Source organism: Paenibacillus sp. J5, from assembly GCF_054955055.1.
Genome location: NZ_JBUEDD010000009.1, coordinates 17,359 through 39,842 on the forward strand (window position 1 = coordinate 17,359; position 22,484 = coordinate 39,842).

Annotated in this window: 18 protein-coding genes, 1 tRNA gene and 1 pseudogene; 17 read left to right on the plus strand and 3 right to left on the minus strand. The window is 53.3% G+C overall.

From position 1 onward, the window contains the following. Positions 1-171 precede the first annotated feature (171 nt). The 8 genes from ACY1JZ_RS16920 (at position 172) to ACY1JZ_RS16955 (ending at position 8,823) form a co-directional block, all read left to right on the plus strand. The gene (locus ACY1JZ_RS16920) at positions 172-1,917 is read left to right on the plus strand and encodes a tetratricopeptide repeat protein (RefSeq protein ID WP_462630219.1); all 1,746 of its coding nucleotides are present in this window, start codon (positions 172-174) and stop codon (positions 1,915-1,917) included. A 76-nt stretch (positions 1,918-1,993) separates the two neighbouring features. After that, the gene (gene trxB / locus ACY1JZ_RS16925) at positions 1,994-2,941 is read left to right on the plus strand and encodes a thioredoxin-disulfide reductase (RefSeq protein WP_270167470.1); all 948 of its coding nucleotides are present in this window, start codon (positions 1,994-1,996) and stop codon (positions 2,939-2,941) included. Between the two features lie 262 nt (positions 2,942-3,203). Then, positions 3,204-4,154, plus strand: a complete 951-nt coding sequence (locus ACY1JZ_RS16930) for an ROK family glucokinase (protein WP_270167472.1) — start codon at positions 3,204-3,206, stop codon at positions 4,152-4,154. 164 nt (positions 4,155-4,318) lie between these two features. After that, complete coding sequence (gene rapZ, locus ACY1JZ_RS16935) at positions 4,319-5,209, plus strand: RNase adapter RapZ (protein ID WP_270167474.1); 891 nt, start codon at positions 4,319-4,321, stop codon at positions 5,207-5,209. Between the two features lie 12 nt (positions 5,210-5,221). Next, a complete protein-coding gene (gene mgfK / locus ACY1JZ_RS16940; protein ID WP_442954828.1) occupies positions 5,222-6,208 on the plus strand; it encodes a gluconeogenesis morphogenetic factor MgfK in 987 nt (328 codons plus the stop codon). Positions 6,209-6,214: 6 nt separating this feature from the next. Beyond that, positions 6,215-7,144 (plus strand): DNA-binding protein WhiA, encoded by a 930-nt coding sequence (gene whiA, locus ACY1JZ_RS16945; RefSeq protein ID WP_270167476.1) that lies wholly within the window; start codon positions 6,215-6,217, stop codon positions 7,142-7,144. Between the two features lie 207 nt (positions 7,145-7,351). Then, positions 7,352-7,621, plus strand: coding sequence for an HPr family phosphocarrier protein (locus tag ACY1JZ_RS16950; protein ID WP_028560934.1), 270 nt, complete (start codon positions 7,352-7,354; stop codon positions 7,619-7,621). A 158-nt stretch (positions 7,622-7,779) separates the two neighbouring features. Next, positions 7,780-8,823 (plus strand): polysaccharide lyase family 1 protein, encoded by a 1,044-nt coding sequence (locus tag ACY1JZ_RS16955; protein WP_462630220.1) that lies wholly within the window; start codon positions 7,780-7,782, stop codon positions 8,821-8,823. 140 nt (positions 8,824-8,963) lie between these two features. On the opposite strand, the gene ACY1JZ_RS16960 is transcribed toward ACY1JZ_RS16955, so the two are convergent. From ACY1JZ_RS16960 to ACY1JZ_RS16970, 3 genes are all read right to left on the minus strand, one after another. Beyond that, complete coding sequence (locus ACY1JZ_RS16960; protein WP_270167479.1) at positions 8,964-9,269, minus strand: sporulation histidine kinase inhibitor Sda; 306 nt, start codon at positions 9,267-9,269, stop codon at positions 8,964-8,966. A 305-nt stretch (positions 9,270-9,574) separates the two neighbouring features. After that, a complete protein-coding gene (gene clpP, locus ACY1JZ_RS16965; RefSeq protein ID WP_270172744.1) occupies positions 9,575-10,156 on the minus strand; it encodes an ATP-dependent Clp endopeptidase proteolytic subunit ClpP in 582 nt (193 codons plus the stop codon). Between the two features lie 134 nt (positions 10,157-10,290). After that, positions 10,291-10,365 (minus strand) — tRNA-Arg (locus ACY1JZ_RS16970). Between the two features lie 233 nt (positions 10,366-10,598). On the opposite strand from ACY1JZ_RS16970, the gene ACY1JZ_RS16975 reads away from it, so the two are divergent. From ACY1JZ_RS16975 to rnr, 9 genes and pseudogenes are all read left to right on the plus strand, one after another. Then, a complete protein-coding gene (locus tag ACY1JZ_RS16975) occupies positions 10,599-11,627 on the plus strand; it encodes a sugar-binding transcriptional regulator (protein ID WP_270167480.1) in 1,029 nt (342 codons plus the stop codon). 101 nt (positions 11,628-11,728) lie between these two features. Beyond that, complete coding sequence (gene gap / locus ACY1JZ_RS16980; protein ID WP_270167481.1) at positions 11,729-12,733, plus strand: type I glyceraldehyde-3-phosphate dehydrogenase; 1,005 nt, start codon at positions 11,729-11,731, stop codon at positions 12,731-12,733. Positions 12,734-12,879: 146 nt separating this feature from the next. Further along, positions 12,880-14,061, plus strand: coding sequence for a phosphoglycerate kinase (locus ACY1JZ_RS16985; RefSeq protein WP_270167482.1), 1,182 nt, complete (start codon positions 12,880-12,882; stop codon positions 14,059-14,061). Positions 14,062-14,181: 120 nt separating this feature from the next. Continuing rightward, positions 14,182-14,934 (plus strand): triose-phosphate isomerase, encoded by a 753-nt coding sequence (gene tpiA / locus ACY1JZ_RS16990; protein WP_270167484.1) that lies wholly within the window; start codon positions 14,182-14,184, stop codon positions 14,932-14,934. 1 nt (position 14,935) lies between these two features. Then, positions 14,936-16,474, plus strand: a complete 1,539-nt coding sequence (gene gpmI / locus ACY1JZ_RS16995; protein WP_270167485.1) for a 2,3-bisphosphoglycerate-independent phosphoglycerate mutase — start codon at positions 14,936-14,938, stop codon at positions 16,472-16,474. Positions 16,475-16,514: 40 nt separating this feature from the next. Continuing rightward, positions 16,515-17,807, plus strand: a complete 1,293-nt coding sequence (gene eno, locus ACY1JZ_RS17000; RefSeq protein ID WP_270167486.1) for a phosphopyruvate hydratase — start codon at positions 16,515-16,517, stop codon at positions 17,805-17,807. Positions 17,808-18,051: 244 nt separating this feature from the next. Then, positions 18,052-18,813 carry a sugar phosphate isomerase/epimerase family protein gene (locus tag ACY1JZ_RS17005; protein ID WP_462630222.1) on the plus strand — a complete coding sequence of 254 codons (762 nt, stop codon included), beginning with the start codon at positions 18,052-18,054 and terminating at the stop codon, positions 18,811-18,813. Positions 18,814-18,947: 134 nt separating this feature from the next. Beyond that, positions 18,948-19,181 (plus strand): preprotein translocase subunit SecG, encoded by a 234-nt coding sequence (gene secG, locus ACY1JZ_RS17010; protein WP_270167488.1) that lies wholly within the window; start codon positions 18,948-18,950, stop codon positions 19,179-19,181. A 778-nt stretch (positions 19,182-19,959) separates the two neighbouring features. Beyond that, positions 19,960-22,380: pseudogene (gene rnr, locus ACY1JZ_RS17015) on the plus strand (ribonuclease R); the annotation flags it as partial. Positions 22,381-22,484: the final 104 nt, after the last annotated feature.

The window sequence follows — 22,484 nt, forward strand, 5'->3', positions numbered from 1 at the left end:
TAAACAACAGGGACAGGCAGCAGGCATGGAAGTAACGCCTGCTGCCTGTCGTGTACATGCCCCGTCCTGTCGTGGACGCGGCGTCTGCGGCGGGGCGGCTGTATATTCCCGAGTCTTACTGTGGTATAATTTGAAGCATAATTTGCCCGTATCAGAAGGAGGTGCCTTGCATTGAAGGGGAAAAAACGAACGGTCGCCAGCAAGCCCGCTAAGGTGATCCCGATTCAGCTTGATGCGACATTTTTTTTCGAACGAGCGGTCCGCTCACTAGACCGGCTTCACTATGACAAGGCCCTCAAGTATTTTCGGCGGGCTGTTGATTATGAGCCTGATAATCCGGTCAACCATTGTAATATGGCGGGAATTTTGTCAGAGATGGGGAATTACGAGGAGTCCAACCGGATACTCGGCTCCATTGTGGAGGAGCTCGATCCATCCATGACGGAATGCCATTTCTATATGGCTAACAATTTTGCCAATATGGAGCAGTATGAGGCGGCTGAGGATGCGCTAATCCGTTATCTGGAGGAGGATGCGGAGGGGCAATTTCTCGATGAGGCCGAAGAAATGATGGAGCTGCTCCAGTACGAGCTGGATCGACCGCCCAAGCAAGCGGTGATCAAGTCGCGCGAAGGCTTGTACGAGCATGATCAGGCGCGGATGCTGCTGGAGGAAGGGAAATTCGCCGAGGCGGTTCGATTGCTGGAGAGCATCGTTGAGAAGTACGAGGATTTTCTCGCCGCTCGCAATAATCTGGCATTGGCCTATTACTACATGGGTCGCTTCGATAAGGCGATGGACACGATTAACCAGGTACTGGAGCTAGAGGGTGGCAATGTTCATGCACTCTGTAATCTGGCCATCTTCCACCAGCATGCAGGTCATAAGGAGCCGCTCACACAACTGGTTGAGCTGCTGAAGAAGACGTATCCGTTCCATCATGAGCATGTATTCAAGCTAGCGACGACGATGGGCATTCTCGGTGAGCATGAGACAGCCTATCGGCATTTCATGCGGCTGTTGAAGGACCCCGCTCTACAGCAGGACCCGTGTCTGCATCATTATGCGGCTATCGCCGCCTGCAATATCGGCAGATGGAAGGAAGCGGAACGGCTGTGGCGGCAGACAGCCAAGCTGGACCCGGGCTCGGATATACCGAAGTATTATCTGGATCAGTTGGGGAGTGTCCGCTCGCAGCAGGAGCCGCCCCCGAGCAGCTATCATTATCATCTGCCCTTCGAGGAGCAGTTCCGCCTATGGGAGAAGTCTACGGACGGGCTGCCTGATCACCTGAAGCGGGACCCGCTAGTGCGCTCCTCCTTCTTCTGGGCGCTGCGGCACGGTGACCGTCAGACCAAGCTTCAAGTCATTCAAGCGCTGGGCATGATTGCCGATAACGAGGTTAAGGATGCGTTGCGCGAGTTCGTGCTGGAGCCGGATGAAGATGATTACCTCAAGCGAATCGCCATCTTCGTGCTCCGTTCCATCGGGGTGCATGACTCGCTCCCGGCGATGCTGGAAGGGAAGCGGACGCATGTGGAGTCGAATCTGCTGCCCTCCAGACTGCCGGTGTGGGAAGACAGATGGCAAGCCGTGCTGGAGGCAGCACAGCAGCGTATGAACAAGCTGTATGATCTGGTTCAGCAGCATGATCTGTTGACGCTGTGGGTGGAATATCTGACAAGAGTGTATCCGAATGTACCCAAGATCGCCAAGGTCGAGGGCTGGGCAGCGGCTCTGGAATATTTGACGGCGAAGATGCATCGCAGGGAAATATCCTACCATGAGGTTGCAAGGCGGTATGGCGTGTCGATCTCGACCGTAAGCAAATACGCCAAGGCGATCGACGAGGCCTGCGGCATCAAGGAGAAGATGAGGTCGGTGTTTCCCCAGTTCGGAGAATTTTCCGGAGAGTAGCTCGGGCGGCGTGAAGGCGTGAAGGAAGGCGGCAGCAGCTATAGAGAGTTTCAATTCAGCAAGGGAGGCAATGAACATGTATAAATCCATTATTATCGGCACAGGCCCGGCAGGGCTGACGGCAGCGATCTATCTGGCTCGCGCCAATATGAATCCGCTGGTGATTGAAGGCCCAGAGCCTGGTGGACAGTTGACAACGACGACTGAGGTGGAGAACTTCCCGGGCTTCCCTGATGGCATCATGGGGCCTGAGCTGATGGCCAATATGCGCAAGCAGGCCGAACGGTTCGGAGCAGAATTCAGGACGGGTTGGGTGAATTCGGTGGATGCCTCCGAGCGCCCGTTCAAGCTTCAGGTTGAGGGGCATGGGGAATTGGTTGCAGAATCGCTGATTATCTCCACAGGCGCCTCTGCCAAGTACCTGGGCATTCCTGGGGAGAAGGACAATGTCGGTCGTGGTGTCAGCACATGCGCGACCTGTGACGGCTTCTTCTTCCGCGGCAAGAAGATTATCGTCGTCGGCGGCGGCGACTCGGCGATGGAGGAAGCGAACTTCCTGACTCGCTTTGCCAGCGAGGTTGTGCTGGTGCATCGTCGCGAGGAGCTTCGGGCTTCCAAGATTATGCAGACTCGGGCACAAGAGAATAGCAAAATCTCCTGGCAGTTGAACAAGACGCCACTTGAGGTGGTCGCAGGCCCGATGGGCGTAACCGGTCTGAAGGTGCGTGACAATGAAACCGGGCAGGAGGAAGTCATCCAGACAGACGGCATGTTCGTGGCGATCGGACACACGCCCAATACGAAATTCCTGGGCGGACAGGTGACGACGGACGAGACCGGTTATATTCTGGTGAAGCCGGGTACGAGCGAGACGAATATCCCGGGCATCTTCGCATGCGGCGATGTGCAGGATCTGAAGTACCGCCAGGCAATCACCGCTGCTGGCAGCGGCTGTATGGCGGCGCTTGATTGTGAGAAGTTCCTGGAAGGTCATGCGGTTCACGACTGGAGCCAGTCGCTGTAATTGGCGAGCGAGGGCGTCAGCGTGAATGTGGCGTGTTTGCGTGTACAGCGCAGGCACGCCTTTTTGCCTGCCAAGGTGTGTCAGGTGCAGACAAGCAGGCAAGAGTATTACGGCGCAAGCTTCAGCAAGAACGAGCATAGGCTATATTAAGCAGTGACAGAGGCTCTAGAAGGCGGAATACCGTTGTTCTTGACCACACGGGTCAGTTGGCTTATAGTTGGTACAGAAGCAGTTAACTAAGTAAATTGAGGTGGCCATTGTCATGTCTGAAAAGATCTGCGTTGGAGTCGACATCGGAGGAACGGCAATCAAAGTCGGGATATGTAATCTGGAAGGCAAATTGCTCCATACGTATGAAGGACCGACGGAGGTAAGCAAGGGCACAGATGCGATATTAAACAATATTGCGGCTTATGCCCGCAACATCGTGGAAGACTCCCCGTTTGAATGGGAGCATGTGGAAGGAATTGGGATCGGAATTGCAGGATTCCTGGATATACCGAATGGCATCGTATCCTTCTCGCCGAATCTGGGGCTGCGCAATGTCAACCTCAAGCAATATCTGGAAGAGAAGCTGGAGAAGAAGGTATATATCAATAATGATGCCAATGTAGCTGCGCTGGGTGAAGCGTGGTCGGGCGCAGGTCGCGATGTTGGCCATTGTGTATGCTATACGCTGGGTACAGGTGTCGGTGGGGGCATTATTATTAATGGCAAGATCGTGGAGGGGTATGCAGGCAAGGCGGGAGAGCTGGGACATATCCAGATCGTGCCTGACCTGGAGGCGATTCAGTGCGGCTGCGGCAAGATGGGCTGTCTGGAGACGGTATCGTCTGCAACTGGCATCATTCGGATGGCTAAGGATGCTGTTGCCCGCGGCGATCGCACCTCACTGTCGCTGGTCGACAATATTATGGCCAAGGACGTTGTGGACGCGGCTAAGGCCGGAGATGAAGTGGCGATCCGCATCGTGAACCGCGCGGCATACTATCTGGGCAAGTCGATGTCTGTTGTATCCGTCGTATTGAACCCGCAACGGTTCATTATTGGCGGAGGGGTATCCAAGGCTGGAGAGTACTTGTTCGAGCAGATCCGCGAAGTATTCGCCAAGCTGACACCAGAGTCATCGCAGGAGGGCGTAGAGATCGTACCGGCACAGCTCGGCAACGATGCGGGAATCGTCGGCGCCGCCGGGCTTGTAATTAACAGCTAGGAAGCATAAGAAGCAGGCGGGGTGTCCGCCATATCAGAGCGTGTCGCCTGGCAGAGCATGTCTCTGCAGCAAGGTTAGACGATAGAGACCCTTGACCTTGACCATTGCGGTCTCTGCAATGGCAAGCTGAAGATGGATATGACGCCCTAGGAGGGGTGAGAAACATGACGACAAATTCTGCATCACTAGCGAAGCTGATCATCATCACAGGGATGTCGGGCGCGGGCAAGACGATCGCAGTACAGAGTCTGGAGGATCTGGGATTCTTCTGTGTCGATAATTTGCCGCCGGTGCTAATCCCGAAATTTGCTGAATTAATTGAGCAGTCCAAGGGGAAGATTGGGAAGGTAGCACTGGTAATTGACCTGCGCGGCCGCGAGTTTTTTACAGCGCTGTCCGAGTCATTATCCTATATTCAGGATCATTATACCATTCAATGCGAAATCCTGTTCCTTGATGCCACAGACAGCGTATTGGTTCAACGCTACAAGGAAACACGGCGCCGTCATCCGCTCGCTCCGGAGGGACTGCCGCTGGAGGGCATCGCGCTCGAGCGCAGGTTATTGGAAGATCTGAAGGGCTGGGCGAATCAGGTGATCGATACGAGCAATATTAAGCCGGCACAACTGAAGGAACGGATTATTTCCCGCTTCTCCAACATGGACAAAAATGGCATATCAGTCAATGTCACCTCCTTTGGCTTCAAATATGGTATGCCGATCGATGCAGATCTGATCTACGATGTCAGATTTCTGCCCAACCCGCACTATGTAGAGCATCTGCGTCCGAATACAGGCCAGAATCCAGATGTGTATGAATATGTGATGAAATGGCCAGAAACCCAGCAGTTCCTCGTCAAGCTGCTGGACATGTTAAATTTCCTGATTCCTCTGTATCACAAGGAAGGGAAAAGTCAAATTGTGATCGGCATAGGATGTACGGGCGGCAAGCATCGATCGGTTGCAATTGCGGAATACTTGGGACGAATGCTGGGCAGCAGTGATACGGAGATCGTGCGTGTCAGTCATCGTGATGCCGAGCGTGACCGCCATTAGCGGGGTGAAGCATTGATTCAGCGTACAAACAAGAAACAGAATCCGAGCATTGTTGTCATCGGTGGCGGTACTGGCCTCTCGGTTATGTTGCGCGGCCTCAAGGAGAAGCCGCTTGATATTACCGCCATTGTCACCGTCGCTGACGATGGGGGAAGCTCCGGCATTCTGCGCAACGAGCTTCATATGCCGCCCCCAGGCGACATTCGCAACGTATTAACCGCGCTTGCGGATGTGGAGCCGCTGCTGGCGGATATGTTAAACTATCGTTTCAACCATGGCAACGGGCTGGCGGGGCATAGCCTGGGCAATCTCATGCTGGCAGCGATGACGGACATCTCGGGGGATTTCGTCACCGGAGTGCGCGAGCTGAGCCGCGTATTGGCGGTGCGCGGGCGGGTTCTGCCGGCTGCGGGACAGTCGATCGTGCTGAAGGCAGAGATGAAGGATGGCTCTGTCGTCACCGGCGAATCAATGATCCCCAAGGCGCGCAGGCAGATCAAGCGAGTCATGATCGAGCCGGCTAATGTGGAGCCGTTGGAAGAGGCGGTGGAGGCATTGCGCGAGGCGGATGCGATTCTCGTCGGGCCGGGCAGCCTGTATACGAGCATTATTCCGAATCTGCTCGTGCCCAAGCTGGCACAGGCCATTGTGGAATCGAATGCGGTCAAGATATTTGTGTGCAATGTGATGACACAGCCTGGCGAGACGGATAATTATTCTGTCAGCGACCATCTGGAGGCGATCCATGCCCACATCGGTCATCATCTGTTTGACTATGTCATCGTGAATGACGGCGAGATTCCGCCGCAGGTACAGAGCAAGTATGCGGAGGAGGGGGCCAAGGCGGTTCATCTGGATCTGGAGGAAGTGAAGAAGCGGGGCTACCAGGTCATTGCTGACCGACTGGTGTTGTTTCGTACCTATCTCAGACATGATGCCGCGCGGCTAAGCCATCATATTTATCAGCTTGTTGAGAATTGGATGCAACGAAAGGGGTGAGCCCGCTTGTCTTTTGCGGCCCAAACCAAGAAGGAGCTGACCTTAATCGAGGCAGATTCCTGCTGCGAGAAGGCAGAGCTGGCAGCGCTGATTCGAATGAATGGCTCTGTTAATCTCGCCAACCGTAAGGTCATTCTGGATGTGTCAACAGAAAATGCTGCTATTGCGCGCAGGATCTATTCCTTGACGAAAAAGCTATTTGCTGTTCATACAGAGCTGCTTGTCCGCAAGAAGATGCGGTTGAAAAAAAATAACGTCTATATCGTTCGAATTCCGATGAGGGCTCAGGAGATGCTGGCTGAGCTTCACATTGTATCGGAAGGCTTTGTATTTCATCAAGGAATTGATCCGGAGCTGATTCGCAAGCCTTGCTGCAAACGCTCCTATCTGAGAGGCGCATTCCTGGCTGCTGGTTCGGTGAATAACCCAGAAGGCTCCTCCTATCATCTGGAGATCGCTTCGATGTATGAGGAGCAATGCTGCTCCATGGTGGATCTGGCGAATTCCTTCCATCTCAATGCCAGATGCATTGAGCGGAAGAAAGGCTTCATCTTCTACATTAAGGAAGGCGAGAAAATTATCGAGTTCCTTAATATTATCGGGGCGCACCAGGCATTGTTCAAATTCGAGGATGTACGAATTATGCGCGATATGCGTAACTCGGTCAACCGGATCGTGAACTGTGAGACGGCCAATCTGAACAAGACGATCGGGGCAGCCGTGCGGCAGATCGATAATATCAAGCTGATTCAGAAGGAGCTGGGACTGGATCATCTTCCTGACAAACTGAAGGAGGTTGCAGAGATTCGCCTGAAGCATCCGGATATGAATCTGAAGGAAGTTGGCGATCTGCTCAAGGTGAAAGTCAGCAAATCCGGGGTCAATCATCGATTGCGCAAGCTTGACGAACTTGCCGAGAAAATAAGGAACGGCTAAACTTTTCAACCTAGTGCTTCGGATGATATAATGTTATAATAATGCAAGCATATGGGCGGCGGCTGAGGCCGGCCCGGAAGGATCTACCGTGCCGGAATATACGGCAACTGTGGACATCTTGTTCACAGGCAGAGAAGACCGGGATGATTGGAACCGGTCTTTGGAATACAGGTATTAGATCGAAATAGTATAGGGGGTATGGTTTCCATGACAAGGCATCCTGTGGTCGTTCGTTTGAAGACAGGTCTCCATGCAAGACCGGCAGCGCTTTTTGTACAGGAAGCAAATAAATTTTCTTCCGAAGTGTTCGTGGAGAAGGACGACAAGAAAGTGAATGCCAAATCCATTATGGGTATTATGAGCTTGGCCATTAGCTCGGGCACTGAAGTACACATTAGTGCAGAGGGTTCGGACGCAGAACAGGCTGTAACCGCTTTAGTCAATCTGGTAAGCAAGGAAGAACTGGAGAACCAATAAGGCGGGTCTGACATAAGGAATGGATGAGAAGACCCCTTCGCCACTCACTCAGGCGAGGGGTTTTTGGCGTTTTTTTGAATTGAGGATTGCTATGGTATAAATTACAATATATAATAAAATTGCAAAATTAAATAAAAGAAAAAGGTTGGTGGTTATTTATGAAAAGGCTTTCATTTCTGTTGTTAGTTGCTGCGGTGTTATGGCTGAACTTTACTCCTCCCTTGTCGACGTATGGGGCAGCCAGCTTTCCCAACACCGGCACGACAGGACTGACAGGCTTCGCAGGGAACGCGAAAAACGAATTTGGCGTATGGAAATCAGCCATTACTGGTGGGAAGAACGGTCAGATTGTGTACATTAGCTCCTTGAACGATCTGCGCACCCATAGTGCGGGCTCGACTCCTAAGATTCTTGTCATCGAGAACAACATCTCCTCTTCCACGCTGCAAAAAGTGAATTTCGGCTCCAACAAGACAATTGTCGGCTCCTACAACAATCACACGCTGACCAATATTCATTTCCGTTCTACCTCCAGCTCAGGCAATGTCATTTTTCAAAATCTTACCTTCCAGCACTCGGCTAACATCAATGCAAACGATGATATTCAGATGTACATTACGGCCGGGACCAATTACTGGATCGATCATTGTACGTTCGCAGGCCATGGCTACAACGCCAATGGTAGTGATCTGGACAAGCTGCTCTATATCGGCGACCGAGCCGATTATATTACCATTAGCAATTCCAAATTCTCGAATCACAGATATGGTCTAATACTGGGCCACCCGAATGATGGCAATAGCAGCTATAATGGGGTGCCCCATGTCACGCTGGCGAACAATTACTTTGAAAACCTGTATGTCCGCGGCCCAGGCCTTATGCGATACGGATATTTCCATGTCAAAAATAATTATGCAAATAATTTCAATCAGGCCATTACCATTGGTCAGGGAGCGCGGATCTATTCCGAGAACAACTACTTTGGCGCAGGGGCAGAAAAAGGCGGCATACTCGATGACAAGGCGAATGGCGAGTTTACGGACTCGGGCAGTACACCTGCTCTGAACGCTCCCAGATCGCCTAGGACGAATTGGAGACCTAGCAGCAACTATAGCTATGAGGTTAGGGATGCCAATTATGCTCGCGAATTTGTAACCAAGTATGCCGGCTCCTCTAACACGACCCTTGTCTTTGGCAAGTAATAGAATGAAGAAGACACCCCACCGCGGCTCATGTCCGAGGTGGGGTGTCTGGCGTCGTGTATTCCAGCGTACCCTGGGTTAACATGATGAAAAGCCGCACGTCATCGTGCGGCCATTCGCTATGAGTCGACAAGAGCGGCTTAGCCATTGCCCACTTCTCTTAATGGAATTTTACGCTGCTCCAATGCGCTTTCGATCAGTTGGATGAAATCCTCAGACAGACACATCGCCTTGGCTTCGCGATATACCTCCAGCAGATGCTCATCATTCAAGGGCTTCAGGAGTAGGGTTTTGTCGCTGTAGTCGCTGTATACAGGCTCTTTCGCAACAGAGAACCTGACTGAATAGCCGGAATCCTCCATATTGTAACGCTGCGAGGAACGACGGCTCCGATCCGTAGGCTTGATGAAATTACGCATGGATAGGAAGGGGTTTGAAATTTTCATAAGACGCAACTCCATTGTTAATGGTTTTCAAAAACAACCCTAGAGATGTATGAATATGGGAAGTTCTTCGTTTTTTTCATCTTACCATGAAATGGGTGCATCGTCTTGTCCGATTCAGTATGTTGAATTTTTCTTGACATCAAATATTGGCTATGATAAAGAGCCTGGAGGGACTAGCCTGCCAGGCTCTGAAATGCACTATTGCTTGGGTATATGCGCCATATCGCGATGCTGTACGGCTGCCTGCGTGAAGCGATGGAAGAAGCAAGCACAACTGCGGATAGCGTTCTGAGGCTGTGAAAACTCTAGATGCGTTCGATCACTTTGTCAACCAGACCGTACTCACGAGCTTCTTCAGCGCTCATGAAATAATCGCGATCGGTATCCTGCTCGATCTTGCTCAGCGGCTGTCCTGTGCGTTCAGCCAGAATACCATTGAGCTTGTCGCGCATCTTCAGGATGCGTCTGGCACGAATCTCGATGTCGCTGGCTTGCCCTTCGGCTCCACCGAGCGGCTGGTGAATCATCACTTCGCTGTTAGGCAGCGCATAGCGCTTGCCCTTGGCGCCTGCAGCGAGCAGGAATGCGCCCATGGAAGCTGCCATGCCGACACAGATCGTCGATACATCGGGCTTGATGAATTGCATGGTGTCGTAGATTGCCATCCCTGCAGTTATGGAACCTCCCGGACTGTTAATGTACAAGCTGATGTCCTTCTCCGGGTCATCGGCGGTCAGGAAGAGCATCTGAGCGATGATCGAATTGGCGACAACATCATTCACGCCGCTCCCCAAAAAGATAATCCGGTCCTTCAACAGACGGGAGTAGATGTCATAGGCGCGCTCTCCGCGGTTGCTTTGTTCAATGACCATTGGTACAAAATTCATATCCATCTGGACACGCCTCCATTCAAATAATTAGGATGTAAAATTATCATAACGGATTCCAAAACAAAAGTCAAAGATAGTCAGACATGAAAAATAAAAAAACCTGACGATACCGTCAGGAGTAGCTTGTGAAGTGGCGCGCCCGCGAGGAATCGAACCTCGATCTCAGGCTCCGGAGGCCTACGTCATATCCATTGGACCACGGGCGCATCTATATGACTTGCTGAGCACACTATAAGGTGCAGCGAGATTTATTATATGGGATAGATGAAAAAAAAGCAAGGGTCATGTCGAAAATAAATAAGCGGTGAAAACTTGAGTTGCATAACGGTATGAAATTCGATACAATGTAAGTGGGACTTAAAATGATACTGCGGGACGTTAATTGTCCTAATGTTCGTACCGTCCATAGCGCCCTTGCCGGGCTACAGGAGTGAACCCTATGCGCAATACCTTTGAACTGCAGAAGAGACTGATGCCTGATGTATTGGACATTATGAAGAAGCGGTATACCATTCTTCAGCAGGTCAGACACTCGAACCGGATTGGACGCAGGGCGCTTGCTACTTCACTCTCAATGACAGAAAGGGTGCTTCGGGCAGAGACCGACTTCCTCAAGTCCCAGGGCCTGCTCGATATTCAGAGCAATGGCATGGAGATTAGCGAGGCAGGCATCAAGCTGTTAGATGAACTGGAGCCAGAGGCTAAGGAGCTGTTCGGGCTCTCTGAGATGGAGGAGAAGCTTCGCCGCTATTTCCATCTGAAGCAGGTATGGGTTGTCGCGGGAGATTCCGATACGTCCGTGCATACGAAGAAGGAGCTAGGCAGAGCGGCCGCACAGGCGCTCAAGAAGGTGATGGGAAGCGATGATGTCATCGCCGTCACTGGAGGCACCACGCTCGCTCATGTCGCTGATCAGTTGCATTCCCATGTTCCGCTCAAGAGCATCCGGTTCGTTCCGGCGCGCGGTGGACTTGGCGAAAGTGTCGACTATCAGGCGAACACTATTGTCTCTACGATGGCGAAGCGAGTGGGCGCACAATATCGGCTGCTTCATGTGCCGGATCATCTGGGCGAGGAAGCTTACGTATCGCTCATGCAGGAGCCGGGCATCAAGGAACTGGTCGAGGTCATTCGCAGTGCGCGCATCGTGCTGCACGGCATCGGGGATGCGATGGTGATGGCTCGCCGCCGCAAGGTGGGAGACGAGATGATTGCGGCCTTGAGAGAGGAAGGAGCGCTCGCAGAGGCGTTTGGCTTCTACTTCAACAAGGATGGCAATGTCGTTCACCGGATGCAGACAGCCGGATTGCGAATTGAAGACATTCAACGCGCAGAAGTGGTGATTGGCGTCGCTGGCGGACGAAGCAAGGGCGAGGCAATCGGGGCTATCCTGCGATTCGGGCACGAGGACATACTCGTGACGGACGAGGCGGCAGCCGAAGAGATTATCGTCCGATTTGGCTTGTAAGATCAACAGAAGGATCATGACACTAAGCGGCTTAACAGGAAGCAAAGTCGCGGGTGTTGAGATAAATGAATAATTAAACCGAACTTTAGGAGGAAATCACAATGGTTAAAGTGGGTATTAATGGTTTTGGTCGTATCGGCCGTAACGTATTTCGCGCAGCGCTGAACAATCCTGACGTGCAAGTGGTTGCAGTAAACGATCTGACAGATACAAAAACACTGGCACATCTGCTGAAATATGATACAACTCATGGTACGCTGGATGCTACTGTAGAGGCAAAAGAAGGCGCGCTGGTCGTGAACGGCGTAGAAATCAAAGTATTCGCAGAGCGCGACCCTGGCAACCTGCCTTGGGGAGAGTACGGCGTTGAGATCGTTGTGGAATCTACCGGTATCTTCACAGCGAAAGAAAAAGCTGAGCTTCACCTGAAAGGCGGAGCGAAGAAAGTTATCATCTCCGCACCTGCAACGAACGAAGATATTACAGTTGTTATGGGCGTTAACGAAGACAAATACGACCCGGCTGCACATACTGTAATCTCCAATGCTTCCTGTACAACAAACTGCCTGGCTCCATTCGCGAAAGTACTGAACGACCAGTTCGGTATCGTTAAAGGGATGATGACAACTGTTCACTCCTACACGAATGACCAATCTGTACTTGACCTGCCTCACAAAGACCTGCGCCGCGCTCGCGCTGCTGCAGAGAACATCATTCCTTCCACAACAGGCGCTGCTAAAGCTGTATCGCTCGTACTGCCTGAACTGAAAGGTAAACTGAATGGTATGGCAATGCGTGTACCTACACCTAACGTTTCCGTAACGGATCTCGTTGTTGAAGTGAGCAAGAACGTAACGGTTGAAGAAGTGAACGGCGCGCTGAAAGCTGCTGCTGAAGGCCCGCTGAAAGGCATCCTGAACTTCTCCGAAGAGCCGCTGGTATCGAGCGACTACAATGGCGACCCAGCTTCCTCCACTATCGACAGCCTGTGCACTATGGTTGTTGAAGGCAACATGGTGAAGGTTGTATCCTGGTACGACAACGAGTGGGGCTATTCCAACCGCGTAGTTGACCTGGCTGCTTACATCGCAGCAAAAGGCCTGTAATATCCTATACACTTGAACGCTTCCCCCTGTGGTCTGCCACGGGGCGGATGCGGACATTCCCGTCCCGGATTTGCTGCAAATCCGGGACACTGTCTTGATGAAGCTCTATAGCCTTCTATCCCCTAACAACCAAGGAGGTTCTTGCGATGAACAAGAAAAGTGTAAGAGATGTCGAGGTAAGCGGCAAACGTGTATTTGTACGGGTGGATTTCAACGTACCGGTTGAGAACGGAGCCATCACGGACGACACACGGATTCGTGAAACGCTGCCTACAATTCAATATTTGATCGGGAAGGGCGCAAAGGTTATTCTCGCGAGCCATATGGGTCGTCCGAAGGGCCAAGTGGTGGAGGAGCTTCGCTTGAATCTGGCGGCTGCTCGTCTGTCCGAGCTGCTGGGCAAGCCGGTTGCCAAGGCTGACGAAGCCGTTGGCGAAGCGGTGAAGGCTCAGGCTGCTGCGTTGAATGACGGTGATGTACTGCTGCTTGAGAACGTGCGCTTCTATCCAGGCGAGGAGAAGAATGATCCGGAGCTGGCGAAGCAATTTGCCGAGCTGGCCGATCTGTTCGTCAATGATGCATTCGGCGCTGCTCACCGCGCACATGCGTCTACTGAGGGCATCGCACATCATCTGCCAGCCGTATCCGGCTTGCTGATGGAGAAGGAGCTGGCTGTACTGGGCAAAGCGCTGCTGAACCCTGACCGTCCGTTCACCGCTATCGTCGGCGGTTCTAAGGTAAAGGACAAAATCGACGTCATCAACAAGATGCTGGAAATTGCCGACAATGTGTTGATCGGCGGCGGCCTCTCCTACACCTTCTTCAAGGCACAGGGCTACGAGATCGGACAATCGCTGGTGGACAACGAGAAGCTGGATCTGGCGCTTGGCTTCATCCAGAAGGCCAAGGATCTGGGCAAGAACTTCCTGCTGCCAGTGGACATCGTCGTATCCGATGACTTCAGCGCTAGCGCCAACACCAACATTGTCAATGTAGACGGCATTCCTGCTGATTGGGAAGGCATCGACATCGGCCCGAAAACCCGCGAGCTGTATGCGGACGTCATCAAAAACTCCAAGCTGGTCGTATGGAACGGGCCGATGGGCGTGTTCGAGATCGAGCCATTCTCCCATGGCACGCGCGCTGTTGCGCAAGCTTGTGCAGAGACCGAAGGCTACACAGTAATCGGCGGCGGCGATTCGGCGGCGGCGACAGAGAAGTTCCACCTGGCTGACAAGATGAATCACATCTCTACAGGCGGCGGCGCTTCCCTGGAGTTCATGGAAGGCAAGAAGCTTCCAGGTGTAGAAGCTCTTAACGATAAATAAAAAGACCTATAGCGGCGCTTTCTCCTTTTACGGAAAAAGCGTCGTTTCATGGCGAAAAATAGGCTATTATAAGAGATGAGGCATTGCCCCTTCTCAAAATGAAAGGACGTGTACGAAAAGGTGAGAAAACCGATTATTGCAGGCAACTGGAAAATGTTCAAGACAGTCTCGGAGGCAGAGAGCTTCCTGGCTGAGGTAAAAGGCAAGGCAGAAGTCGAGGGAGTCGACAGTGTAATCTGCGCTCCTTATATTGCACTTCCTGCTCTGACGGCTGCTGCTGCTGGCAGCTCCATCGGCATCGGCGCGCAAAACCTGCACTTCGAGGACAACGGAGCTTATACCGGTGAGATTAGCGGTGTTATGCTGAAGGATTTGAAGGTTTCGTATGTAATTATCGGACATTCCGAGCGTCGCGCCTATTTTGCGGAAACCGATGAGATTGTGAATAAAAAAGTACATGCTGCATTCAAGCACGGCCTGACGCCGATCGTCTGCGTGGGCGAGAAGCTGGAGGAGCGCGAGGCGGGCGAGACGAAAAATGTGTGTAACGTTCAGACAACTGCTGCCTTCGAGGGACTGTCTGCCGAGCAAGCCGCACAAGTCGTTATCGCTTATGAGCCGATCTGGGCAATTGGTACAGGCAAGTCCTCCACGGCTGAAGACGCAGAGGATGTGATTGCCTATATCCGCGGCGTGGTTGCAGGCCTGTATGGTCAAGAGACGGCTGACGCAGTGCGCATTCAATACGGCGGCAGCGTGAAGCCTGCCAACATTAAAGAGTATATGGCACAGCCTAACATCGACGGCGCACTGGTCGGCGGTGCAAGCCTGGAGCCTGCTTCTTATATCGAGCTTGTTCAGGGGGCCAAGTAAGATGAGCGCGCCAAAACCTGTAGCTCTGATCATTATGGATGGCTTCGGCCTGCGTGATACGGTTCATGGCAATGCGGTGGCGCAAGCCAATAAGCCAAACTATGACCGGTATATGGCCACTTATCCGCATACGACGTTGACAGCTTGCGGCGAGGCGGTGGGTCTGCCAGAAGGACAGATGGGCAACTCCGAGGTGGGCCATCTGAACATCGGCGCCGGACGGATCGTCTATCAGGACTTGACCCGCATCGACAAGTCGATCCGCGAGGGCGAGTTCTACGATAACGAGACACTGCTGAGCGCGATCCAGCATGCGAAGAAGAATGGCAAGAAGCTGCATCTGTACGGCCTGCTCTCCAATGGCGGCGTACACAGCCACATTGCACATTTGTTCGCCCTGCTGGATCTGGCGAAGCGCCAGGACTTCCATGACGTCTATATCCATGCCTTCCTGGATGGACGCGACGTAGCCCCGGATAGCGGACGCTCCTTCGTGGAGGCACTGCAGGCGAAGATTGCAGAGGTTGGCGTAGGCAAGATCGCTTCCCTGCACGGACGCTACTATGCGATGGATCGCGACAAGCGCTGGGATCGCGTGGAGAAGTCGTATCGTGCGATGGTCTACGGCGAAGGCCCGCAATTTGTCGATCCGCTGCAGGCTGTTGTACAATCGTATGAGAACAACGTATATGATGAATTTGTCGTGCCGACAGTCATCGTAGGGGAAGATAAGCAGCCGGTTGCATTGGTGGAATCGGAGGATGCGGTGGTGTTCTTCAACTTCCGTCCCGATCGTGCGATTCAGTTGTCCCAGGTCTTCACCAATGACGAATTCCCTGGCTTCGACCGCGGACCGAAATGTCCGAAGAATCTGTACTTCGTCTGTCTGACGCTGTTCAGTGAGACGGTGGGCGGACTCGTCGCCTACAAACCGAAAAATCTGGACAATACGCTGGGCGAGGTGCTGGTACAGCAGGGCAAGAAGCAACTGCGGATCGCCGAGACCGAGAAATACCCGCATGTTACGTTCTTCTTCAGCGGCGGACGGGATGTCGAGCTGCCAGGTGAGACACGCATTCTGATCAATTCGCCTAAGGTAGCGACCTATGACCTGCAGCCGGAGATGAGCGCTTACGAGGTGGCTGAGGCTGCGGTGAAGGAGATTGAAGCTGACAAGCACGATGCGATCATTCTGAACTTCGCTAACCCCGACATGGTTGGGCACTCCGGCATGCTGGAGCCGACGATCAAGGCGGTTGAGGTGACGGATGAATGCATGGGCAAGGTAGTTGAAGCCGTGCTCGCCAAGGGCGGCGTCGTCATCATCACGGCTGACCATGGCAACGCGGATCTGGTGCTCGATGATAATGAGCGTCCGTTCACGGCGCATACGACGAATCCGGTGCCGCTGATCGTCACCTCGAAGGATGTTCAACTGCGCGAGGGCGGCATTCTGGCTGATATTGCACCGACGATTCTCGACTTGATGCAATTGCCGCAGCCAGCAGAGATGACTGGAGCTTCCCTGATCTCGAAGTAAGTACCCCAAACCAAATTACATTGAAGGAGTGTTTTTTCTCATGTCTATCATTACTGATGTGTATGCACGCGAAGTGCTCGATTCCCGTGGTAACCCAACGGTAGAGGTTGAAGTTCATCTGGAGTCCGGCGGCAAAGGCCGTGCAATCGTTCCATCTGGCGCATCCACTGGCGCTTATGAAGCAGTTGAGCTGCGCGACGGCGACAAGGGCCGTTACCTGGGTAAAGGCGTGCTGCAAGCGGTAGAGAACGTCAACACGCTGATCGCTCCTGAGATCATCGGACTGGACGCACTGGATCAAGTGGCAATCGACCGCAGAATGATCGAAGTGGACGGCACGCCGAACAAAGGCAAGCTGGGCGCAAACGCGATTCTGGCTGTATCGATGGCGGTTGCCCGCGCTGCTGCGGATGCGCTGGACGTTCCATTGTACACGTACCTGGGCGGATTCAACTCCAAAACACTGCCAGTGCCGATGATGAACATCGTTAACGGCGGCGAGCATGCAGACAACAACATCGACGTGCAGGAGTTCATGGTTCTGCCAGTAGGCGCAGAGAGCTTCAAGGAAGCACTGCGCATCGGCGCTGAAATCTTCCACAACCTGAAGGCTGTACTGAAGGACAAAGGCCTGAACACGGCTGTAGGCGACGAGGGCGGATTCGCTCCGAACCTTGGCTCTAACGAAGAAGCGATCACAACGATCATCTCTGCAATCGAAAGAGCGGGCTACAAGCCAGGCGTCGATGTATTCCTGGGCATGGACGTTGCGTCCACCGAGTTCTTCAAGGACGGCAAGTACCATCTGGAAGGCGAAGGCCGCTCCTTCACATCCGCTGAGTTCGTTGATTACCTGGCTTCCCTGGTGGACAAATATCCAATCATCTCGATCGAAGACGGTTGTTCCGAAGACGATTGGGAAGGCTGGAAGCTGCTGACGGATAAACTGGGCAGCAAGGTTCAACTGGTGGGCGACGACCTGTTCGTGACCAATACCGAGCGTCTGTCCTCCGGCATCGAGCAAGGCGTAGGCAACTCGATCCTGGTTAAAGTAAACCAAATCGGTACCCTGACTGAAACCTTCGACGCGATCGAAATGGCGAAGCGCGCAGGCTACACAGCAGTAATCTCCCACCGTTCCGGTGAGAGCGAAGACAGCACAATCGCTGACATCGCAGTAGCAACTAACGCGGGTCAGATCAAGACAGGCGCACCTTCCCGTACAGACCGTGTTGCGAAATACAACCAATTGCTGCGCATCGAAGATCAACTGGGCTCCACAGCGATCTATGGTGGCAAGCAAGCATTCTACAACCTGAAAAACTTCAAGTAAGCCACAAGGCTTAACTGAGAACCTCCACCAAGCATCCCTGCGCCGCCTCGTGCGGTGTGGGGATGTTTTTATTAGCGACAGGTCTACGCCTGGTTCATACGTTTATGGGGTGCACATGCCCGCTGTCGAAGGATAGGTCTGTCCTTGGGAGGCAAGATGCAAAGGCGATGCATGTCCTCTCTCCTGTTGCTTCATACTACAGAACAGATGATTTAACTATGGGCAACGAACGGAGGCGTAGAGCATGCCAAAGGTAGCGCTGCAGTTGTCGACGCTGCAGGACGTCGCGAGGATGGATCTGCTCGGAGCGATTGAACTAGCGGCGAAGATAGGGTATCCGGCAATCGAGTTCTCCGGATATTACGGGGTGAAGCCCTCTGCAGTGAGAAGGCGACTGGAGGAGCTGCAATTAGAGGCGGTCGGCAACCATGTCCCCATCGATTGGGGGAACCTGAAGTCGCTGGGCAAGGACATGGAGCGAGAGATACAATATGCGCTGGAGATTGGTGTACCCCGGATCATAGCGCCATGGGCCCCCTTGCAGGAAAAGCCTACAATGGATGATGTACGGCATCTGGTTCGGGTGCTGGAGCGGGCTGCACTGCAGGTGAGGGCGGCGGGGCTTCAATTTGGTTACCATAATCATGTGAGTGAGCTTGTGCATGTGAATGGGAAGTTAATCCTGGATCATGTGCTGGAGCGTATCCCGGCGGAGCTGATGTTCCTGGAGCTGGATGTGGGGTGGGTCTATATGGCGGGACTGCATGCGGCAGACCTGATTAACCGCTATGGAAGCCGTCTGGAGCTGATGCATATCCGGGACTTCGGCACTCAGCGCACCGATACGGTGATTGGAGAGGGTGTAATAAACTTTGATCCGCTGCTGAGGGCGGCGGCGGAGGCGGATGTGCAATATTATGTTGTGTGTCAGGAGCAATTCGAGTTAACTTCGGTAGATAGCGCAAGGCTTAGCTTGCAGTTTTTTCAAGATCGGAACCTGGTCTGACGAGGAGGCCGCAGAGAAAAAAGAGAATTTTGGAATTGCAAGCAGGCCGTTAGATATGATAAACTAGCGATATATGTTTTGATATGGCTAGGGTCAGCTTTAATTCATGAGCTCCTATAGCGGGAGGTGGAACTGTGGTTGCATTGAAGATTTTGCTGGTAATTTTTTCACTGGGCTTGATTGCAGCGGTTCTCTTGCAAAAAGGGAAGAGCGCAGGCTTGTCCGGGGCAATCTCAGGCGGAGCGGAGCATCTGTTTGGTAAACAGAAGGCTCGTGGTCTGGATCTGTTCTTACAGCGTTTGACTGTCGTGTTGGCGGTAGGCTTCTTCCTATTGTCTTTGACAGTGGCTTATTTGGTGAAGGGTTGACACAGAGAATACATTAAAAAGCGGGGGGTTCCCCGCTTTTTTTGTTATCGTGTCTCTCACTTCCCTCTTCTGCTGGCGGCTGAGACGCAATTAATGCAACGAACTGCAAACACACCGTCAAGATGGCATTAGTCCGTCCTGGCGATTGACCAGATGAATCGATCAGAAATCCCCTTTATTTTGGGCTTGATATGCGCACTGGGACAGGGCTACGCCGATTAGAACGGGACAGAAGCTGCCCATAAGCGCCAGCTATTGAAGCTTAATATATAAGTGAGCGTATGCAGCCAAGCCTTTTCATGCCCCTATTGCTTGAGCCAGGGGCGCTGGGCCCATCCGTGCGGCTGCCATCTGCGAAGACTTCAGATCAGGCCAGGTGCAGGCTGCGCTCCCCTCGCAGACAGGACAACCTCTTCATGGATGGAAGCCGCATAATTTGTATATACTTATGAAATACATGACTATATAAGTGAAGCAAATGCAGCAACAGTGACGAGCTATGAGCGATGTGAATCGAGTTGATCGGACTCCAGAATTCTCCTTCTGTGGAGCGATGAGCACGAGCAGCGAGAAGTCTTATTCCGCATAGCGTTCTGGGCTGATCCACATTTGATTTATGTATATAGATGGTCTATACGGCCTAAGGATGCAGGGCTTCCTGCTTATCGCCGTATAGGTGGCAGAATCATTTCGCTCAAGGCTATTTTCAAGCGGTCTACGTATCGCCTATACTTGATATAGCCTTAATATACTGGGCAGGCTGGTGAGACGAGATAAGATGGTAACAGAACAGGAATTGCTTGATTTTATGCGGGAGACCGCCTACAAGCCGATGACATATCAAGAGCTGGAGCAGCATTTCGGAACGAGCAACGCTGAGGAGTTCAAGGCATTCCTGCAGCTCCTCACCCGACTGGAGGAGTCTGGTCAAATCCTGCGTACCCGCAGTGAGCGCTATGGCGTGCCAGAGCGAATGAACCTGGTGCGCGGACGGGTGCAGGCGCATGCGAAGGGGTTCGCCTTCCTGCTGCCTGACGACAGCAATCAGCCGGATGTGTACCTGCATGCCAATGATTTGAAAAGTGCGATGAATGGGGATACGGTGCTGGCGCGTATTACATCCAAAAGCGCAGGCGGCGGACGGATGGAAGGCGAGGTCGTCCGGGTGGTCACTCGTGCGATTACCGAGGTCGTGGGCACCTTCGAGCACCATGAGGCTTATGGCTTCGTGATGCCGGATGACAAGCGCATCAATCGTGACATTTTCATCCCTAAGGAGGGCTTCCGCGGCGCAGTGACCGGACAGAAGGTGGTTGTGCGCATCGTGAACTATCCCGAGGGGCGCTCGGCTGCGGAAGGCGAAATTATCGAGGTGCTGGGTCACAAGGATGATCCAGGCATTGATATTCTCTCGATCATCCGCAAGCATCAGCTACCGGAGGGCTTCCCTGATGATGTGCTGGCGGAGTCGGAGACGGCGCCTGACCGGATTACAGAGGAGGAGATCATCCAGCAGGGTCGACGCGATCTTCGAGACGAAGTGATCGTGACGATTGATGGCGAGGATGCGAAGGACCTGGATGATGCGGTAGGCGTGAAGCTGCTGGAGAACGGTAACTACGTGCTTGGCGTGCACATCGCTGATGTCAGCTACTACGTGAAGGAAAATTCTGCGCTCGATCAGGAGGCGTATCGCAGAGGGTGCAGCGTCTATCTGGTGGATCGGGTCATCCCGATGCTGCCGCATCGTCTGTCGAACGGCATCTGCTCGCTTAACCCTCAAGTGGACAGGCTGACGATGTCGTGCGAGATGGAGTTCGATGCCAAGACGCTCAAGCGGGTGCGCCATGATGTCTTCACCAGCGTGATCCGCACGAAGGAGCGGATGACCTATTCGAATGTCCGCAAAATTCTGGTGGATGATGATGAAGAGCTGAAGGCTCGTTACGCAGAGCTGCTTGACATGTTCAGGCTGATGGAGCAGCTCGCGATGCGGCTGCGCTCGCGACGGATGAAGCGCGGGGCGATCGATTTTGACTTCCAAGAGTCCAAGGTAATTGTGAATGAGGAAGGCAAGGCCGTCGATATTGTGAAGCGTGAGCGCTCCGTGGCCGAGCAGATTATCGAGGAATTCATGCTGGCGGCCAACGAGACGGTGGCCGAGCATTTCCACTGGCTGCGGGTGCCGTTCCTGTATCGGATTCATGAGGACCCGGATTCGGAGAAGCTGATGAACTTTGTACGGTTTGCCGCGAACTTCGGCTATACGGTCAAGGGGAAGGCGAACACCATTCATCCGCGGGCGCTGCAGACGATGCTGGAAGAGATTCGTGGCAGCAAGGAGGAGACCGTCATCTCCACGATGATGCTGCGATCGATGAAGCAGGCGAAGTATGATGCGCAGAGTCTGGGGCATTTCGGCCTGGCGGCCGAGTTTTATTCCCACTTCACCTCGCCGATCCGCCGCTATCCCGATCTGATCATCCATCGTGTCATGCGTGAGGTGCTGGCTAACGGAGGCAGCTTGCCGCCTAAGCGCCAGGAAGCGCTGGAGGCGAAGATGCCGGACTATGCCCAGCATTCGTCGCAGCGCGAGCGTGTGGCCGCAGATGCGGAGCGAGATACGGAGCAGTTGAAGAAATGCGAGTTCATGCTCGACAAGGTTGGCGAGGAGTTCGAGGGCATCATCAGCAGCGTGACCAGCTTCGGCATGTTCGTCGAGCTGGAGAATACGGTCGAAGGGCTGATCCGGCTAAGCGATATGCATGACGACTACTACCATTTCCATGAGCTGCACATGGCGTTGATCGGAGAGCGCTCCTCCAAGGTGTACCGGATCGGCGATGAGGTCAAGATTCGTGTCGCTCGTGTGAATATGAATGACCATACGATTGATTTTGAGTTGGTAGATATTAAGCCGCGCGGCGGCGGCTTCTGGAATGGCAAGCCCGGCAAGGGCGGGCCAGGACGGGGCGGCCCTGGCAAGGGTGGCCCGTCTAAGGGAGGCAAGGGAAGTCCGGGCAAGCTGTTCAAGCCTGGCCGCGATCAAGGCGGCCGCCCCGGCAAGGATCGCAAGGGCAAGCAGGGCCCGGTTAACGGACAAGCTGGGGGCGGCTCAGGGGAAGGGACGCCGACTGTAGCAGGCAAGAAGGAGAAGAAGGGAAAGGGAGGCACGGCGTCCAGTGCGAATGCGGGCTCAGATGACCCGTGGCATGCTGCTGACGACAATGTCTGGCTAGATAGCAATACAAAATATGACCCCGGCTGGGAGCAGGGAGAGCTGGCGATGGATGCAGTTCAAGT

What these genes read in the sequence shown, in the direction of transcription:
- gap (WP_270167481.1), top strand. Translation starts at nt 11,729, where the DNA reads ATGGTTAAAGTGGGTATTAATGGTTTTGGTCGTATCGGCCGTAACGTA.
- ACY1JZ_RS16975 (WP_270167480.1), top strand. Translation starts at nt 10,599, where the DNA reads ATGCGCAATACCTTTGAACTGCAGAAGAGACTGATGCCTGATGTATTG.
- ACY1JZ_RS16955 (WP_462630220.1), top strand. Translation starts at nt 7,780, where the DNA reads ATGAAAAGGCTTTCATTTCTGTTGTTAGTTGCTGCGGTGTTATGGCTG.
- ACY1JZ_RS16985 (WP_270167482.1), top strand. Translation starts at nt 12,880, where the DNA reads ATGAACAAGAAAAGTGTAAGAGATGTCGAGGTAAGCGGCAAACGTGTA.
- eno (WP_270167486.1), top strand. Translation starts at nt 16,515, where the DNA reads ATGTCTATCATTACTGATGTGTATGCACGCGAAGTGCTCGATTCCCGT.
- ACY1JZ_RS16950 (WP_028560934.1), top strand. Translation starts at nt 7,352, where the DNA reads ATGACAAGGCATCCTGTGGTCGTTCGTTTGAAGACAGGTCTCCATGCA.
- ACY1JZ_RS17005 (WP_462630222.1), top strand. Translation starts at nt 18,052, where the DNA reads ATGCCAAAGGTAGCGCTGCAGTTGTCGACGCTGCAGGACGTCGCGAGG.
- clpP (WP_270172744.1), bottom strand. Translation starts at nt 10,156, where the DNA reads ATGAATTTTGTACCAATGGTCATTGAACAAAGCAACCGCGGAGAGCGC.
- gpmI (WP_270167485.1), top strand. Translation starts at nt 14,936, where the DNA reads ATGAGCGCGCCAAAACCTGTAGCTCTGATCATTATGGATGGCTTCGGC.
- trxB (WP_270167470.1), top strand. Translation starts at nt 1,994, where the DNA reads ATGTATAAATCCATTATTATCGGCACAGGCCCGGCAGGGCTGACGGCA.
- ACY1JZ_RS16960 (WP_270167479.1), bottom strand. Translation starts at nt 9,269, where the DNA reads ATGAAAATTTCAAACCCCTTCCTATCCATGCGTAATTTCATCAAGCCT.
- rapZ (WP_270167474.1), top strand. Translation starts at nt 4,319, where the DNA reads ATGACGACAAATTCTGCATCACTAGCGAAGCTGATCATCATCACAGGG.
- ACY1JZ_RS16930 (WP_270167472.1), top strand. Translation starts at nt 3,204, where the DNA reads ATGTCTGAAAAGATCTGCGTTGGAGTCGACATCGGAGGAACGGCAATC.